Source organism: Kitasatospora sp. NPDC057692 (genome assembly GCF_042799475.1).
Classification (GTDB): Bacteria; Actinomycetota; Actinomycetes; order Streptomycetales; family Streptomycetaceae; genus Kitasatospora.
Map to the genome: position 1 here is coordinate 195,826 of NZ_JBHVIV010000003.1, position 16,960 is coordinate 212,785.

The 16,960-nt window shown below is 73.9% G+C and carries 11 protein-coding genes and 1 rRNA gene; 8 read left to right on the top strand and 4 right to left on the bottom strand.

All coding sequences use genetic code 11. The annotated features are described in order from the left end of the window. Positions 1-70: 70 nt before the first annotated feature. Positions 71-1,759 (bottom strand): carboxyl transferase domain-containing protein, encoded by a 1,689-nt coding sequence (locus ACFVFS_RS03100; RefSeq protein WP_380619410.1) that lies wholly within the window; start codon positions 1,757-1,759, stop codon positions 71-73. 134 nt (positions 1,760-1,893) lie between these two features. Between ACFVFS_RS03100 and ACFVFS_RS03105 the strand changes: the two genes are divergently transcribed. Then, a complete protein-coding gene (locus ACFVFS_RS03105; protein ID WP_380619412.1) occupies positions 1,894-2,610 on the top strand; it encodes a TetR/AcrR family transcriptional regulator in 717 nt (238 codons plus the stop codon). 534 nt (positions 2,611-3,144) lie between these two features. After that, complete coding sequence (locus tag ACFVFS_RS03110) at positions 3,145-7,074, top strand: ABC transporter transmembrane domain-containing protein (RefSeq protein WP_380619452.1); 3,930 nt, start codon at positions 3,145-3,147, stop codon at positions 7,072-7,074. A gap of 104 nt (positions 7,075-7,178) precedes the next feature. On the opposite strand, the gene ACFVFS_RS03115 is transcribed toward ACFVFS_RS03110, so the two are convergent. Further along, complete coding sequence (locus tag ACFVFS_RS03115) at positions 7,179-8,213, bottom strand: ATP-grasp domain-containing protein (RefSeq protein WP_380619414.1); 1,035 nt, start codon at positions 8,211-8,213, stop codon at positions 7,179-7,181. 202 nt (positions 8,214-8,415) lie between these two features. On the opposite strand from ACFVFS_RS03115, the gene ACFVFS_RS03120 reads away from it, so the two are divergent. Continuing rightward, positions 8,416-8,952 carry an NUDIX hydrolase gene (locus ACFVFS_RS03120; protein WP_380619416.1) on the top strand — a complete coding sequence of 179 codons (537 nt, stop codon included), beginning with the start codon at positions 8,416-8,418 and terminating at the stop codon, positions 8,950-8,952. A 52-nt stretch (positions 8,953-9,004) separates the two neighbouring features. Here the strand turns inward: ACFVFS_RS03120 and ACFVFS_RS03125 are convergent, their stop codons facing one another. Beyond that, positions 9,005-10,000, bottom strand: coding sequence for a hypothetical protein (locus tag ACFVFS_RS03125; protein ID WP_380619418.1), 996 nt, complete (start codon positions 9,998-10,000; stop codon positions 9,005-9,007). Between the two features lie 196 nt (positions 10,001-10,196). Beyond that, a complete protein-coding gene (locus tag ACFVFS_RS03130; protein WP_380619420.1) occupies positions 10,197-11,318 on the bottom strand; it encodes an ABC transporter substrate-binding protein in 1,122 nt (373 codons plus the stop codon). 294 nt (positions 11,319-11,612) lie between these two features. Between ACFVFS_RS03130 and ACFVFS_RS03135 the strand changes: the two genes are divergently transcribed. The 5 genes from ACFVFS_RS03135 to ACFVFS_RS03155 form a co-directional block, all read left to right on the top strand. Next, positions 11,613-13,244: an APC family permease gene (locus ACFVFS_RS03135; protein WP_380619422.1), complete on the top strand. Its 1,632-nt coding sequence runs from the start codon at positions 11,613-11,615 to the stop codon at positions 13,242-13,244. Positions 13,245-13,461: 217 nt separating this feature from the next. Next, complete coding sequence (gene trpS / locus ACFVFS_RS03140; RefSeq protein WP_380619424.1) at positions 13,462-14,541, top strand: tryptophan--tRNA ligase; 1,080 nt, start codon at positions 13,462-13,464, stop codon at positions 14,539-14,541. Positions 14,542-14,648: 107 nt separating this feature from the next. After that, entirely contained in the window at positions 14,649-15,605 is a 957-nt protein-coding gene (locus tag ACFVFS_RS03145) for an LD-carboxypeptidase (protein ID WP_380619426.1), read from the top strand. Between the two features lie 13 nt (positions 15,606-15,618). Further along, positions 15,619-16,329 (top strand): nucleoside/nucleotide kinase family protein, encoded by a 711-nt coding sequence (locus tag ACFVFS_RS03150; RefSeq protein ID WP_380619428.1) that lies wholly within the window; start codon positions 15,619-15,621, stop codon positions 16,327-16,329. 544 nt (positions 16,330-16,873) lie between these two features. Next, positions 16,874-16,960, top strand: a 16S ribosomal RNA gene (locus ACFVFS_RS03155); the annotation flags it as partial.

Consider the following 16,960-nt stretch of genomic DNA (forward strand, 5'->3'; position numbering starts at 1 on the left):
GGTGGCACCGGGTGGGCGCCGGGCACCGGGGAGGCGGCGGTGCGGGTGGGCCGCCGCCCGGGGAGGAGCGCTACATGCGGAAGACGCCGAACGGGCCGGGTGTCGGGAGCGGGGCGTTGGCGCAGGCGGTGAGCGCCAGACCGAGCGCGGTCCGGGTGTCCATCGGGTCGATCACCCCGTCGTCCCAGAGCCGGGCGGTGGCGTAGTAGGCGTTGCCCTGGCGCTCGTACTGCTCGCGCACGGGGCGCTTGAACTCCTCCTCCGCCTCGGCGGGCCACTGCTCGCCGTGCGCCTCCAGCTGGTCGCGGCGGACGGTGGCCAGCACCGACGCGGCCTGCTCGCCGCCCATCACGGAGATCTTGGCGTTCGGCCACATCCACAGGAAGCGGGGTGAGTAGGCCCGGCCGCACATCGAGTAGTTGCCGGCTCCGTACGAGCCGCCGATCACCACCGTCAGCTTCGGGACGCGGGTGCAGGCGACGGCGTTGACCATCTTGGCGCCGTGCTTGGCGATGCCGCCCGCCTCGTACTGCCGGCCGACCATGAACCCGGTGATGTTCTGCAGGAAGAGGAGGGGGATGCCGCGCTGGTCGCACAACTCGATGAAGTGGGCGCCCTTGAGGGCGGACTCGGCGAACAGCACGCCGTTGTTGGCGACGATGCCGACGGGGTGGCCGTGGATCCGGGCGAACCCGGTCACCAGGGTCGCGCCGTACTCGGCCTTGAACTCGGCGAACCGGCTGCCGTCGACGAGCCGGGCGATCACCTCGCGCACGTCGTAGGGCGTGCGCGGGTCGACCGGGACGGCCCCGTACAGGTCGGCCGGGTCGACGGCCGGCGGCTCGGCCGGGGTGAGCGGCCACGGGCGGGCCGCTCGCGGGCCGAGTCCGGCGACGATGGTGCGGACGATCGACAGGGCGTGGGCGTCGTCCTCGGCCAGGTGGTCCGTGACGCCGGAGGTCCGCGCGTGCAGGTCGCCGCCGCCGAGTTCCTCGGCCGTGACCACCTCGCCGGTCGCCGCCTTCACCAGCGGCGGTCCGCCGAGGAAGATGGTGCCCTGGTCGCGGACGATGACGGCCTGGTCGCTCATCGCCGGGACGTACGCGCCGCCGGCCGTGCAGGAGCCGAGCACGGCGGCGATCTGCGGGATGCCCGCGGCCGAGAGGCGCGCCTGGTTGTAGAAGATCCGACCGAAGTGGTCGCGGTCCGGGAAGACCTCGTCCTGCATCGGGAGGAAGGCGCCGCCGGAGTCGACCAGGTAGACGCAGGGGAGCCGGTTCTCCAGCGCGACCTCCTGGGCGCGCAGGTGCTTCTTGACCGTCATCGGGTAGTAGGTGCCGCCCTTGACGGTGGCGTCGTTGGCGACCACGACCACCTCGCGCCCGGCGACCCGGCCGATGCCGGCGATCACCCCGGCGGCCGGGGCGGCGCCCTCGTACATCCCGTCGGCCGCCAGCGGGGCCAGTTCGAGGAAGGGCGAGCCCGGGTCGAGCAGGGTGTCCACCCGGTCGCGGGGGAGCAGCTTGCCGCGCGCGGTGTGGCGGGCGCGAGCCTTGGCACCGCCGCCGAGCGCGGCCGCGCCGAGCTTCTCGCGCAGTTCGGCGACCAGGGCCCGGTGGGCGGCGGTGTTCGTCCGGTACGCCTCGGAACCGGGGTCGACGGCCGTGCCGAGCCGGGGTGCCGGTGCGGCGGCGCCCGGGGCGCCGGCCGCCGCGCTGCCGTTGATGCCGGTGGGTGCGCCGGCGGTGGAGATGACCATCCCAAGAGCTCCCTTGCCCTCGGCGGCAGGTGGGCCGACGGGGCTGGTGAGCCCGCGACCCCCACACGTTAATGAACGTTAACTTCCGTCGCCCAGGTTAACGACCGATAACCCCACTGTCTACGATGGGCTCCATGCCGAACGTCCCGCCCGCCTCCGGGCTCCCGCGCCGTGACCAGATCCGCAAGGAGGCCGCCCGGCTGTTCGCGGCCCGGGGGTTCCTGGGCGTCGGCGTGGACGAGATCGGCAAGGCCGTCGGGATCAGCGGCCCCGGCCTCTACCGGCACTTCGCCGGCAAGGACGCGATGCTCGCCGACCTGCTCGTCGGCATCAGCGAGCGGCTGCTGGAGGAGGGGCGCCGCCGGGCGGGCGGCAACGACGGACCGGCCGCCGCGCTGGACGCGCTGATCGGCGGCCACGTCGACTTCGCACTCGACGACCGCGACCTGATCACCCTGCACGACCGCGAGCTGCTCAACCTCCGCGAGGAGGACCGCCGGGCCGTCCGCCGCCTCCAGCGCGCCTACGTGGAACTCTGGGTCGACGTGGTCCGGCAGGCCTACCCGCCGCTCGCGGCCCCCTCCGCCGAGCCGGTCGCCCGGGCGTCCGTGCACGCCGTCTTCGGGCTGATCAACTCCACCCCGCACAGCCACGGCCCCAATCCCGCCCAGGGCGACGAGCGGGCCGGACTGCCGCGCGACGCGATGGCCGCACTGCTGCACGACCTGGCGCACGGGGCCTTCTCGGCGGCCGCCGACGCCGTCGCCGCCGACGGCGCCCGCACCGTCGACGCGGCCCCCGTCGCCGCCGAGGCCGCCAGGGCGGAGACCGGCACCGGCGCGCGGGCCTGAGTCCGCACCCCGCCGGGGCCGGTTGCGCCGTCCGGGGGACGCCGTCCGGGGGACGGCGGCCGGGGGAGGGCGAGGGGCTGACGCCGGGCCGCGCCGGGTCGGTGTGCGCTCGGCCCGGCGGCCTAGGACCAAGGAAGGTCGGCGCCCTGCACCGGTTGGCGGTGGGCGGGCCCGGGCCCGTCGGCGACCCTGGTAGCGGGCGCGCCGGTCCGGCCCGTCGGGAATCACCGCAGGTTGCGGGCTGTTGCCCCCTCCGTCGGGCCGGGACCACCGGCTCGCCCTGGCCTGAAACTCCATGGCGGCCACCCGACGGAATGGTTAGCATCCCTAAATATGCCTGAGACTCACGGATCTACGGTGGAGCTTTCCCCGAGCGGCACCCGAACCGGCACCCCGGGCGGGTCCGGGAACGGGCGCGTCCGACCGGGCACGGCCCCGGACCCCACGACCACCGCCGACACCGGCACCGGCCCCGGCGCCGAGGACCACGGCGGTGAAGGCGGCGACACCGACGGCCGGGGCTGGCTCCGGCGGCTGCTCGGCTACTGCTGGCGCTCCCGCCGCAGCGTGCTGCTCGCCTTCGGCGCCTCGCTCCTCGGCATGGCCGTCACCGCCCTGGTGCCCCTGGTCACCAAGGTGATCATCGACGACGTCATCACCGCGCACACCCGCCCGCTCGCCCCGTGGGCCGTGGTCCTGCTGCTGGCCGCCGTCGTGGTCTTCGGCTGCACCCAGGTCCGCCGCTACTACGGCGGGCAGCTCGCCGTCGACGTCCAGCACGACCTGCGCGCCGACCTCTTCCGCTCGCTCGGCAGGCTCGACGGCCACCGCCAGGACCGCCTGGACACCGGCCAGGTGGTCGGCCGCGCGACCTCCGACCTCCAGCTGGTCAACGGGCTGCTCTCGATGCTGCCCATGATGACCGGCTTCCTGATCATGTTCGCCATGTCGCTGGGCGTCATGATCTGGCTCTCGCCGCCGCTCACCCTGGTCGCCCTGGTCATGGCCCCGGCGCTCTGGTGGGTCTCGACGCTCAGCCGCAAGCGGCTCTTCCCCGCCACCTGGGCGGCCCAGCAGGAGGCCGCGGCCGTCGCCGGCGTGGTCGACGGGGCGGTCGGCGGCGTCCGGGTGGTCAAGGGCTTCGGCCAGGAGGCCCAGGAGCTGGACAAGCTGGAGGCGGCCTCGCGCAGCCTCTTCGCGGCCCGGCTCCGCTCGATCCGGCTCAACAGCCGCTACAACCCCGCCATGCAGGCCATCCCCGCACTCGCCCAGGTGGCGGTGCTCGCCTTCGGCGGCTGGCTGGCGGTCGACGGCCGGGTCTCGCTCGGCACCTTCGTCGCCTTCTCCACCTACGTGGCGCAGATGACCGGTCCGGTCCGGATGCTGGCCATGGTCATCACGGTCGGCCAGCAGGCCCGGGCCGGTGTCGAGCGGGTGCTCCAGCTGATCGACGAGCGCCCGCTGGTCCAGGAGCGCCCGGACGCCGTCTCGCTCGACCTCGCACTCGACCTCGCACTCGACCCCGCCCTCGACCCCGCCCGGGCCGCCGCTCCGGAGCCGGCCACCGCTCCCGGCACCGGGGCCACCGCGGAGAACAGGGCCGCGGAGAACAGGGCCGCGCCGAGCGAGGCCGCGCCGGCCGCGGGCCCCCGCGTGGTCGGCCCGCTCACCACCGAGGTGGCGCTGGAGTTCGACCGGGTCGGCTTCCGCTACGACCCGGAGCACCCCTCACCCGTCCTGCACGACCTCAGCCTCCGCCTCGCCCCCGGCGAGACCCTGGCCCTGGTCGGCGCCTCCGGCTCCGGCAAGTCCACCGTCGCGCAACTGGTGCCGCGGTTCTACGACCCGGCGGCCGGTGCCGTCCGCCTCTACGGCCACGACCTGCGCGACCTGACCCTCGACTCGGTCCGGGCGGCCGTCGGCACCGTGCCCGAGGAGAGCTTCCTCTTCTCCGAGACGGTCCGCACCAACATCGCCTACGGCCGCCCGGACGCCACCGACGAGCAGATCGTCGCCGCCGCCCGCGCCGCCCAGGCCGACGAGTTCGTCCGGGCCCTGCCGGACGGCTACGAGACCAAGGTCGGCGAGCAGGGCCTCACCCTCTCCGGCGGCCAGCGCCAGCGCATCGCCCTGGCCCGGGCGATCCTCACCGACCCCCGCATCCTGCTCCTGGACGACGCCACCTCGGCGGTCGACCCGCAGATCGAGGCGGAGATCCACGACGCGCTGCGCTCGGTCATGGCCGGCCGCACGACACTGCTGATCGCCCACCGCCGCTCCACCCTCCAGCTGGCCGACCGGATCGCCGTCCTCGACCACGGCCGCCTGCTGGACCTCGGCACGCACGAGGAACTCCAGGCCCGATGTCCCCGCTACCGGGCCCTGATCACCGACCCCGAGGCCGGCCGCGCCCCCGCCGCCGGCACCGCGGCGGACCCGGCGGACCCCTCGCACCCGGCCGCCCCGACGGACCCGGCCGATCGGGCCGACGAGGCCGACCAGGCCGACCGGGCCGAAACCAAGACCCCCGCCGCACCGCCCGCCCGCCCCGAGATGCCCACCCCGGCCCTGGCCAAGGCGGCCCGCACCGCCGCACCCGACCTGCTCGCCAAGGTCGCCGCCCTCCCGCCGGCCACCGACACCCCGGCGATCCCCCGCGCCGAGGCCGAACGGGGCGACCCCGACTTCAGCCTCCGCCGCCTGCTGCGCCCCTTCCGCGCACCGCTCGCCCTCGCCCTGGTGCTGGTCGCCCTGGACGCGGGCGCCGGCCTGGTCCTGCCGATCCTGATCCGGCACGGCATCGACGACGGCGTCAGCAAGGGCGTCATGACCGGCGTCGCCGTCGCCTCCCTCGCCGCCCTGGTGGTCGTGCTGCTCGACTGGCTGGTGCAGAGCGCCGAGAACCGGGTCAGCGGCCGTACCGGCGAACGGGTGCTCTACTCGCTCCGGCTCAAGATCTTCGCCCACCTCAACCGGCTCGGCCTCGACTACTACGAGCGCGAGCTGTCCGGCCGGATCATGACCCGGATGACCACCGACCTGGACTCGCTCACCTCGTTCCTCCAGACCGGCGTGGTCACGGCCGTCGTCAGCCTGCTGACCTTCCTCGGCATCCTCGCCGCCCTGCTGGTGATCGACGCCGGGCTCGCCCTCGCGGTCTTCGCGGTCCTGCCGCTGCTGGTGGTGGCCACCCTGGTGTTCCGTCGGAAGTCCAAGGCCCAGTACGAGATCTCCCGGGACCTCATCAGCACGGTCAACGCCGACCTCCAGGAGAACGTGGCCGGGATGCGGATCGTCCAGGCGTTCCGCCGGCTGGACACCAACACGGACCGCTTCGTCGCCCGGGGCATCGCCTACCGGGACGCCCGCGTCCGGGCCCAGCTCTACATCTCGCTGTACTTCCCGTTCGTGCAGTTCCTCTCCAGCGTGGCCGCCGCGCTGGTGCTGATCGTCGGCGCGTCGCGGGTGGACGCCGGAACGCTCACGGTCGGCGCGCTGGTCGCGTACCTGCTCTACATCGACCTGTTCTTCGCCCCCGTCAACCAGCTCTCCCAGGTGTTCGACGGCTACCAGCAGGCGGCGGTCGGCCTCGGTCGGACCCGCGACCTGCTGCGCACCCCGACCAGCACCGCGCAGGCCGCCGACCCGGTGCCGGTCCCGGCCGGACTGCGCGGTGAGATCGAGTTCGACCGCGTCGGCTTCGCCTACAACGGCGGCGCGGACGGCGCCCCGGACGTCCTCACCGGCATCAGCCTGCGGATCCCCGCCGGCCAGACGGTGGCGCTGGTCGGCGAGACGGGGGCCGGCAAGTCGACCCTGGTCAAGCTGGTGGCCCGGTTCTACGACGCGACCGCCGGCACCGTGCGGGTCGACGGCGTGGACCTGACCCGCTACGACCTCGCGCAGTACCGGCACCGGCTCGGCGTGGTGCCGCAGGAGGCCTACCTGTTCGCCGGGACGGTGCGCGAGGCGATCGCCTACGGCCGGCCCGACGCCACGCCGTCCGAGGTGGAGGCGGCGGCCCGGGCGGTCGGCGCGCACGACATGATCGTCGGGCTGTCCGGCGGCTACGAGCACGAGGTCGCGGGCCGGGGCCGGAACCTCTCGGCGGGCCAGCGCCAGCTGATCGCGCTGGCCCGGGCGGAGCTGGTGGACCCGGACATCCTGCTGCTGGACGAGGCCACCGCGGCGCTCGACCTGGCCACCGAGGCGGCGGTCAACCACGCCGCGGACCGGCTCAGCGGCGGCCGCACCACGCTGGTCATCGCCCACCGGCTGACCACCGCCGAGCGCGCCGACCGGGTCGTGGTGCTGGACCACGGCCGGGTGGTGGAGGACGGCACGCACAGCGAACTGCTCGCCCGGGGCGGGGCGTACACCCGGCTCTGGCAGGCGTTCGTGGCGGAGGGCCACGGCGGGAGCGGCGACGCTCCCGTACCGGCCTCCGATCTGATCGTCGGATAGGCGGTCCGGACGGCGGGCGGGGCGGGGCGTCGGGCGTCGGAACCGGCGCCCGTCACCGCGTCACCCCGCGCCCGTCACCCCGTCACGCCGCGCCCGCCACCGCGTCACGCCGGGAGCAGGGCGATCAGCAGCCCGGAGGGGTCGATCCCCCGGGGCAGCTCGCTCACCTGCCCGTCCCCGACCTCGACCACCCGCCAACCGGAGCCGTCGGCCCGTTCGGCGAGGTCGGTAGTGACGAACCGGCAGCCCAGCGCCCGCACCAGCGGGCGGACCACGGACAGGTCGGGAGCGGCCGGGCAGCCGGGCAGGTCCGGGTGCGGCCCGACCAGCACCGGCTCGCCGTCCAACCACCACACCCGGGCCTCCACCGCCCGCCGCCGCCCGTGCCGATCCGGGTCCCGATCCGCGTCCCGGCCCGCATCGCGGTCCCCGCCCCGGCCGCCGTCCGGGGCACCCTCGGAACCACCGCCGGACGGGGCGTCGGGGGTGTCCCACACCACCCGGGTGAACTCCTCGAACCGCCGCAGCACCACACCGCCCGCCAGGTGCTCGGCCTGCCGTTCCACGAACCGCGCCACCACCCGCCCGACGGCGGGCAGATCCGCGAGGTCCGGGATGTAGCACGCCTCGTCCCACTCCTCCTTGCGGGACTTCACGTAGTCCTTGACGATCGCCGGCCCCCGCCCGCCGAGCCGGGCGACGGCCGACGCCAGCCGTTCCGCCCCGGGCGGCTCGACCCCGGCGCCCGTCCCGGCCGCGCCGGTCCCGGCCCCCGGCAGCGGCAGCCAGACGCTCTGCGGGGTGGCCCCCTCGAACACCTCGTACCAGCCCGGCAGCTCGTGCGCCGAGGCGTACCCGGGCGGGCTGGTCAGCAGTTGCCCGCCGCGCTCCGCCAGGGCGGCGGCGAAGTCCGCGTAGCGCTGCGAGGGGAGCATCCACCCCCGGTACCAGAGCGGCCCGCGCCCCGCCGGCACACTACGGACGGCCGCACGGGCGTCCCCGGCGAGCAGCGCGTCGTGGTCGACCAGGTGGTGCTCGCCGCCCAGGTCGCGCAGCAGCCTGGCCTCCCAGGCGAACTGCGGGTCGACCCGGCGCGGGTCCAACGGATGGGAGGGGAGGAGGAAGGCGGGTGCGAGCATGGGCGTCAGGGTACGGCCACCGACTGATCGTCGGGCCGTCAAAACCCCGACGTCACAGGCCTCGACCCGGACGGACGGACCTGCCCGGGAACCCGTTTCGCGGTCCGCCCGCGCCGTTGCGCCGACCGGACCCGCTCGTCCCGGCCGACCGCCCGGCGGAATCGGCTCGACGCCCGCGGCGGCCCGCTGCGAGAGTGACCCGATGCGAAACCTGTGGCGCAACGCGCGAAGGATCCCGCGGCAGGCCGCCCGCACGGTAGTCCTGGACGAAACGGGCTCCGTCTTCCTCCTGCGCTCGGACAACAGCGAGGTCGGCGTGCACTGGACCATGCCGGGCGGCGGCATCGAGCCCGGCGAGACACCGAGGACGGGGGCGCGCCGCGAGCTTCGGGAGGAGACCGGCTGGTCCGACCTGGAACCCGGCCCACTGCTCTGCACCTGGGAGCACGACTTCACCTGGCACGGCACGCCCGTCCGCCAGCACGAGCACATCTACCTCACCAGCGGCCCGCACCGCGGCCCGGTCGGCGACCTCAGCGCGATGCACGCCGCCGACCGGATCCTCGACTGGCGCTGGTGGACCCCGGCGGACCTCGTCGACGAGGACGCGGACGCCCTCTGGCCGCCCCGGCTGCCCGAACTGCTGGCCGCCGTGCGGGAGGGGTGGCTCGCCGACCGCCGCGCACCCGAGCCGGTCGACCTCGGCTACATCCCGAACGCCCGGCCCGCCCGTTCCTGACCGGCGACCGGCGACCGGCGCCCGTAGCCCGTAGCCCGACCCGACGCCCGGCCTAGACCGTCCGCCGCCCGCCGCGCCGACCCGCCCGTCCGGGCGGACCGGCCTGCCAGTCCCGCAGCTCCAGCTCCCGGTCGTGCAGCGCCGCGGGATTGATCACGACCGAGAGCTGCGCCCCGGCCAGCCGCTCGAAGGCGAGGCCGGTGGCGCTCAGCAGGTGTTCGGTCGGCACCGAGACGGCGATCGCGGGCCGCCACGCGGGCAGCACCACCAGACAGGTTCCCCGGCCGAGCCGGACGAGTTCGGCGGCGGCCCGGACGGCGGGCCGCTCCTCGGGGCGGCCGGGCACCCCCGCGGACCCGGGGCGTCCCGCCGCCTCCGGCGGGTTCGGGGTGCCGCCGATCAGGACGCCCAGCGGCGCCTCGGGGCCCGCCACCGGCTGGGCATCGGCCCCGGTCCGGTCGCTGTCGGTGCGCGGCCCGGGGACGGTCGGCACGTCCGCCGTCGGCGCCGGGCCGGGGCGCGCGGTGTCCGACCGGAGGGCGCCGCCCGCCTGCGGGTGCATCCGGCGGAGCCGGCGCGAGGGCGCCGGGCGGCGGGTGACGACGGTGCGCAGCTCCTCCTGGGCCGCCCGCAGTACGGGGACGGTCCGGTCCTGGACGGCCGGCGGCCGCTGGAGTCGGACGAAGCCCTCGCCGCCACCGTCACCGCCGCTCGCACGCTCCGGTCCGGCCACGCCGTCCGACCGGTCCTCCGACCCGCCGGACCGGCCTCCGCTCCCGTTCCCCCTCCCGTTCCCGTTCCCGTTCCCGTCGCCACCGCCGCGCGGCCGCGGCACGGTGCCGCCCGGCAGGACCCCGGCGGCGCCGGCCGCCCGGCCGTCGGTCCCCGCCGCCGCGATCGAGCAGCGGGTGGCACCGCCCACCGGCGCGGCGGTCGCCGCACCGTCCGCGGCGGCCCCCGCGCCCCCGTCCGGGCGGGCGGGCGACGGCGGCGCGAGCGGTGCGGCGGACGGGAGCCGGTCGGCGTCGGTCTGGTCGAGCGTGGTCATTGGCAACGGGCCCTTCGGGGTTCGGTGCCGTCGATCCTCCCGCACCGGGCGATCTGCTCCAAGCGCCTTTCCACCCCGTGTGCCCCACGCCACCGTTCCACCTCATCCGTCCCGCCCGCCCCACGCCCTGACACGGCCTCGGACCGGGACGGCGTGCCCCCGTGTGCCCCCGCGCCCCCCCGGGGGGAGGCGCCGGTCAGGCGCCGGGCGCCACGAAGCCCTTGAGGTCGGCCAGGACGACGTTGGCCGCGGCCACGCCGAGACCGAGGAACCAGGTCTCGTCCGGGACCGGCCGGGCCTGGCCGGACTTGACCGCGCCGAGCGTCTTCCACAGCGCCCCGCCGAGCACCGCGTCCTGGTTGGTGGAGCTGGGCGTGCCGTAGACGCCGTAGAAGATCCAGTCGGCGTCGGCCTTGTCGATCTGCTCGGGGCTGATCTCCACCGCGAGCTCCTTGACCTGCTCGATCTTGGGCTGCGGCAGCTGGGTGTCGGCGAGGATGGTGCCGATGAAGGAGAGCTCCGCGTAGAGGCGGGTCTTGCCGGGCATGAAGCGCAGCGGCGTGATGGTCGGCCGCTTGTCGCCGAGCTTGGCACCGATCGCCGCGGCGGCCGCCTGGTAGGCGTCCAGCTGGGCCTTGGCCTCCGCCTCCAGGCCGAACGGGCTCGCGTTCAGCACGAAGTTCTGCTTCCAGGGGTAGCCGGGGCGCAGCGAGAACACGGTCGGCGCGATCTTGGAGAGCTGCTCGTACTGGTCCTGGGCGCGCAGCTGGCTGCCGAGGATCAGGTCGGGCTTGAGCGCGGCGATGGCCTCCAGGTTGAGGCTGTTGATGGTGCCGACGTTGGCGGGCTCGCCGGCCTTGTCCTTGAGGTAGGACGGCATCGTCTTGGAGCCGTCGGTGTGGACGACGCCGACCGGCTGGATGCCGAGCGAGACGACGTTGTCGAGCTCGCCGGTGTCGAGGACGACGACCCGGGCCGGCTTGGCGGGGACGACGGTCTCGCCCATCGCGTGCCTGATCGTCCGGGGGTAGACGCCGGGGGCGGCGTCGGTGCCGAAGCCCTTCATCTTCTCGATCACGGTGGCGTAGTCGTCGCCGCCCTGCTTGACCGACTTCTGGTCCGGCGAGGAGCCGCCGGAGGGCTTGGCCGTCCCGCTGCCGGAGGCGCCGGGCGCGGAGCCGGAGTCCGAACCGTCCGAGCTGCCGCAGGCGGTGAGCAGTCCGCCGAGGCCGAGCACGGCTCCGCCGGTGAGGGCCGCGGTGAGCAGGGTCCGGCGGGTGGGGGGGGGGGTGGTCGGGCGGCCGGAGGTGGGGGACACGCGGCACTCCTTCACGGACGGGGTCGGGTTAGGTGAGGCAAACCTATCCGACGCTCGCGGCGGGCTCTCCGCCGCATCGTCCGAGGGGGGTGGAATCGGGTCCCAAAACACCTCAAACCGTGGCATATCCGGCGAATCAATTCGGTAACGACCCTTCGAAATAAAGGTACACGCCTTAACAGTCCATGCATCACTGGTCAACGGTTGGGCGCTGTCGGGCAAATCGAAGGGAGTGTCCCAGATCACCAAGGGTTGGCCTACTCAACCTTCGGTACCCGCACCTAGGGTGCGCTGGTGTTTGATCAGCAGCTCTCAGAGCACGGAAGCAGCGGCCGGGCAACGGCGCCCGCCGCTCCGCAGGGTGCCCCGGTCAGTGGCGCCAGTGGTGGAGCCCCCGGCGCAGCGCCGGAGGCGGCGGGGGCAACGGGGGCAGCGGGGGACAAGGGCCTACGGGGCAACTCCGTCGGCCTGCTGAGCAGCGTGGTCCTGGGCGTCTCCACGGTCGCCCCGGTCTACTGCCTGACCGCGACCCTGGGCCCGACGGTCACCGCCGTCGGCGTCCAGATGCCCGCGGTCTTCCTGGCCGGCTTCCTGCCGATGCTGCTCGTCGCGTTCGCGTACAAGGAACTGAACAAGGACTTCCCGGACTGCGGCACGTCCTTCACCTGGACGGTCAAGGCCTTCGGCCCCCGGATCGGCTGGATGGCCGGCTGGGGCCTGACGGTCGCCACGATCATCGTGCTGTCCAACCTCGCCGGGGTGGCCACCGACTTCCTGTACCTCATGCTCGGCGAGATGACCGGCAGCGGCGCCGTCGCCGACCTCAACGACAACAAGGCCGTCCACCTGGCCACCGTCGTCGTGCTGATCGCCGCCGCCACCGCGATGAGCTACCGCGGCATGACGGCCACCAAGTGGTTCCAGTACAGCCTGGTCGGCCTCCAGCTCGCCGTCCTGCTGCTGTTCTCCGCCATCGCCATCGCCAAGGCCGCCGCCGGCGACCTGCCGGACTCGGTCGGCTTCTCCGCCTCCTGGCTCAACCCGCTCGAGGTCAGCTCGTTCAGCGCGTTCACCGCCGGACTGTCCCTGTCGATCTTCATGTACTGGGGCTGGGACACCTGCCTCACCATGAACGAGGAGACCAGCGGCAGCGCCAAGACCCCGGGCCGGGCCGCGATGATCTCGATGGTCACCCTGGTCGGCTCCTACCTGCTGGTCGCGATCGCCGCCCAGATGTTCGCCGGCGTCGGCACCACCGGCACCGGCCTCGGCAACCCCGACACCGCCGACAACGTGTTCGCCGCCCTGGCCCGCCCGGTGCTCGGCTCCCCGTGGAGCATCCTGCTCTTCGTGGCTGTCGTCGCCAGCGCCGCCGCCAGCCTGCAGACCACCTTCATCCCGGTCGCCCGCACCCTGCTCGCGATGAGCGCCTACCGGGCCGTGCCGCCGCGCTTCGGCACCGTCCACCCGCGCCACCGCACCCCCGGCTTCGCGACCGTCGCCGCCGGCATCGCCACCGCCGCCTTCTACGTCGGCATGAGCGTGATCAGCGAGAACGTCGTCCAGGACACCATCCTGGCCCTCGGCCTGATGATCTGCTTCTACTACGCGCTGACCGCCTTCGCCTGCGTCTGGTACTTCCGCCGCTCGCTCCGCGACAGCCTGCGCGACCTCGTCGTCAAGGGCCTCGCCCCGCTGCTCGGCGGCATCCTGCTCAGCGGCGTCTTCCTGCAGACCCTCACCGACGCCTGGGACCCGGAGTACGGCAGCGGCGCGGTGTTCGGCATCGGCTCGGTGTTCGTCATCGGCGTCGGCATCCTGCTGCTCGGCGCGGTGCTCATGGCCGTCTACGGCGTGTACCGGCCCGCGTTCTTCCGCGGCGAGACGCTCCGCAAGGACACGCCCGCCCTCGTCGTCGAGGACTGACGGCGGCCGGGGAACCGAACGGCGGGCCCGAGCGGGGACCCGCTATCCTCGAACCCATGAAGCGCTTCGCAGGTCTCAGCTGGTGGCCGTCCTAGGACGGCCACCAGCCACGCCTGACCAGGGCCGTCCGGGATGGACGGCCCTGCTGCGTTTCTCCGACGGGACGGGCCCCGAGCCCCGGACGGCCGCCACCACCGCCGTACCGAGGAGAAACCCCGTGACCACGACCACCGCCGTCACCGACCAGCCCGACCTCGCCGACCTCTCCGACCTCTCCGACCTCGACGAGAGCGTCCGCGCCGACCCGGCCGCCCACCGCGTCCTCACCGGCGACCGCCCCACCGGCCCGCTCCACCTCGGCCACTACTTCGGCAGCCTCCGCAACCGCGTCCGCCTCCAGCGCCTGGGCGTCGAGATGTTCCTGGTCATCCCCGACTACCAGGTCATCACCGACCGGGACATCGCCGACCGCCTCGCCGAGCACACCGAGAACCTCGTCCTGGACTACCTGGCCACCGGCATCGACGCCGACCGCGCCACGATCTTCACCCACAGCTCCGTCCCCGCCCTCAACCAGCTGCTGCTGCCCTTCCTCAGCCTGGTCAGCGTCGCCGAACTCCACCGCAACCCCACCGTCAAGGACGAGATCGCCCACTCCAGCCAGGCCGCCGTCAACGGACTGATGCTCACCTACCCCGTCCACCAGGCCGCCGACATCCTCTTCTGCAAGGCCGACCTGGTCCCCGTCGGCAAGGACCAGCTGCCCCACCTGGAGGTCGCCCGCACGGTCGCCCGCCGGTTCAACGAGCGCTACCCGCGCCCCGACGGCACCGCCGTCTTCCCCCGCCCCCGCGCCCTGCTGGGCGCCGCCCCGCTGCTGCTCGGCACCGACGGCGGCAAGATGAGCAAGAGCCGGGGCAACTCCATCCCGATCGGCGCCGACGAGGACACCACCGCGCGGCTCCTCAAGGGCGCGAAGACCGACGCCGACCGCCGCATCGGCTACGACCCCGCGGGCCGCCCCGAGGTCTCCAACCTCCTCCTGCTCACCGCCCTCTGCCAGGACCGCACCCCAGAGGAGGTCGCCGAGGAGATCGGCGACGGCGGCGCGGCCGCGCTCAAGCGGACCGCCACCGAGGCAGTCAACGAGTACTTCCGCCCGATCCGCGCCCGCCGGGCCGAACTCGCCGCCGACCGCGCCCACCTGCGCGAGGTCCTGCGCGCCGGCTCCGGGCGCGCCAACGCGATCGCCGACGCCACCCTCGCCGAAGTGCGCGAGGTCATGGGATCGCTGTGAACGCGTCAGGGGCATAACCTCTCGGGGCCGGTCGCGCACCGGCCCCGGGACCACCCCGCGCCAGCCCGCCCCGCCCCAGCCCGCTCCACCCCGGAAGGAACCCGGCCATGGACCAGCACCCGACCACCCCCGGCCGAGGACTGACCCGCCCGCCGCACCTCCGCCCCGGGGACCACGTCGCCGTGGTCGCCACCAGCGGCCCCATCGACCCCGGGCGGCTCGCCGCCGGCACCGCCCTGCTGCGCTCCTGGGACCTGCGCGTCACCGTGGCCCCGCACGCCCTCGACACCCACCCCGTCCTCGGCCACCTCGCCGGCACCGACGCCCACCGCGCCGCAGACCTCCAGGCCGCATGGCTCGACCCGACCGTCGACGCCGTCATCTGCGCCCGCGGCGGCTACGGCGTCCACCGCATGGTCGACCTCCTCGACTGGGACGCCCTGCGCACCGCACCGCCCAAGGTGCTGATCGGCTTCAGCGACGTCTCCTCCCTGCACGAGGCCTTCGCCCAGCGCCTCGGCCTCGCCACCCTCTACGGCCCGATGAGCGCCACGGCGACCTTCCTGGCGGACGGGCCCACCGCCGAACACCTGCGCCGCACCCTCTTCGACCCCGCCGCCACGACCGTCCTCACCTCCGCCACCGCCACCGCCCTGGTCCCCGGCCGGGCCCGCGGCATCACCGCCGGCGGCTGCACCCACGTCCTCGCCGCCGAACGCGGCACCCCCGCCGCCCGCTCCTCCTACGCCGGCAGCATCCTGATCCTCGAAGACGTCAACGAGCATCCCTACCAGCTCGACCGCATCCTCACCCAGCTCCTGCGCTCCGGCGCCTTCGACGGCGTCACCGGCATCGCCCTCGGCTCCTGGGAGGGCTGCGGCCCGCTCGACCGGGTCCGGGACGTGATGCTCGACCGCCTCGGACCGCTCGGCGTCCCGATCATCTGGGAACTGGGCTTCGGCCACGGCCCGTCCACCCTCACCGTTCCGCTCGGCGTCCCCGCCCTGCTCGACGCCGACGCCGGCACCCTCACCATGGACCTTCCCGCCCTCGCCCAACGCTGAGTAGGGTTCGCCCATGAACGCGGACCGTTCCACGGGGATCGTGACCGACCTCGCCGCGGACAGCCTCGCGGCCCTCGCCCTCGATCTGCTGCGCGGCCCCGGCAGCAGCGCCCGGACCATCCTCGGACTCGCGGGCCCGCCCGGTGCCGGCAAGTCCACCCTGGCCCGGCACCTCGTCGCCGAGGTCGAACGCCACGAGGGCCCGGGCAGCGCCGCGTACCTCCCGCTCGACGGCTTCCACCTCTCCTCCGCGCAGCTCGACCGCCTCGGCCTCGGCCACCGCAAGGGCGCACCCGCGACCTTCGACGCCCACGGCTACGTCGCCCTGCTGCGCCGGGTCGCGACCGAGCGCTTCCAGGACATCTACGTCCCCGACTTCGACCGCGCCCTCGACGAGCCGGTGGCCGCCCGGCACGTCGTCCACCCGCGCACCCGTCTCGTCGTCACCGAGGGCAATTACCTCGCCGCCGCCGACCACCCCTGGCCCGAGGCCCGGAACCTGTTGCGCGAACTCTGGTACGTCGAGACCGACGACGCTGTCCGGGAGGCCCGCCTCCTCGACCGCCACCGCACCGGCGGACGCGACGAGGCCGCCGCCCGCCACTGGGTCAACGGCAACGACCACCCCAACGGCGAGTACGTGAAGGCCGGCCGCGCGGCCTGCACGCGCATCGTCCGAGTAGGCCGTTTGCCTTCGCACCCGAATGGGCGTAGTGTTCTCTAGTCGCTCGGCTGGGAGCACCGGACACGCGTCTGCGCGGACGGTCCCGGAGCGGCCAATCCTCTGAAACACCACCTTTTCCCGGTTACGGGCCGAGGCGTGTCGTTATTTGTTTCGACGCGTTCCGGCTCAGGGTCTATTCGGTGTGCCTGCTTTCAGGGATTGCGGCCGGATTCGCTTTTCGGAGCGGGGATCGGCTAGAGTTTGAAACGTCGGACGGGGCGTCAAGCCGCAGAAGACACCAGCGAGTTGGATGAAGGAAGCGCCGGGAACGGCACGGAAAACATCTGATAAGATGGAGACACGAAAGAACGAAGCGCCCGGAGGGCCGGTGTGAAAGCCGCCTGATGGAAGCGTCCGTTCCTTGAGAACTCAACAGCGTGCCAAAAGTCAACGCCAGATATGTTGACATCCCCGGCCTCAGATTCTCTGGGGTTGGAGATTCCTTTTGAAATAACACTAGCGAGGACGCAGTGCGCGGGACCGCCTTATTCCGGCTGGTTGCCGTGCCGCTCTGTGCGAGTGTGAACCGGATTACCGGTAATCATTCACGGAGAGTTTGATCCTGGCTCAGGACGAACGCTGGCGGCGTGCTTAACACATGCAAGTCGAACGGTGAAGCCCTTCGGGGTGG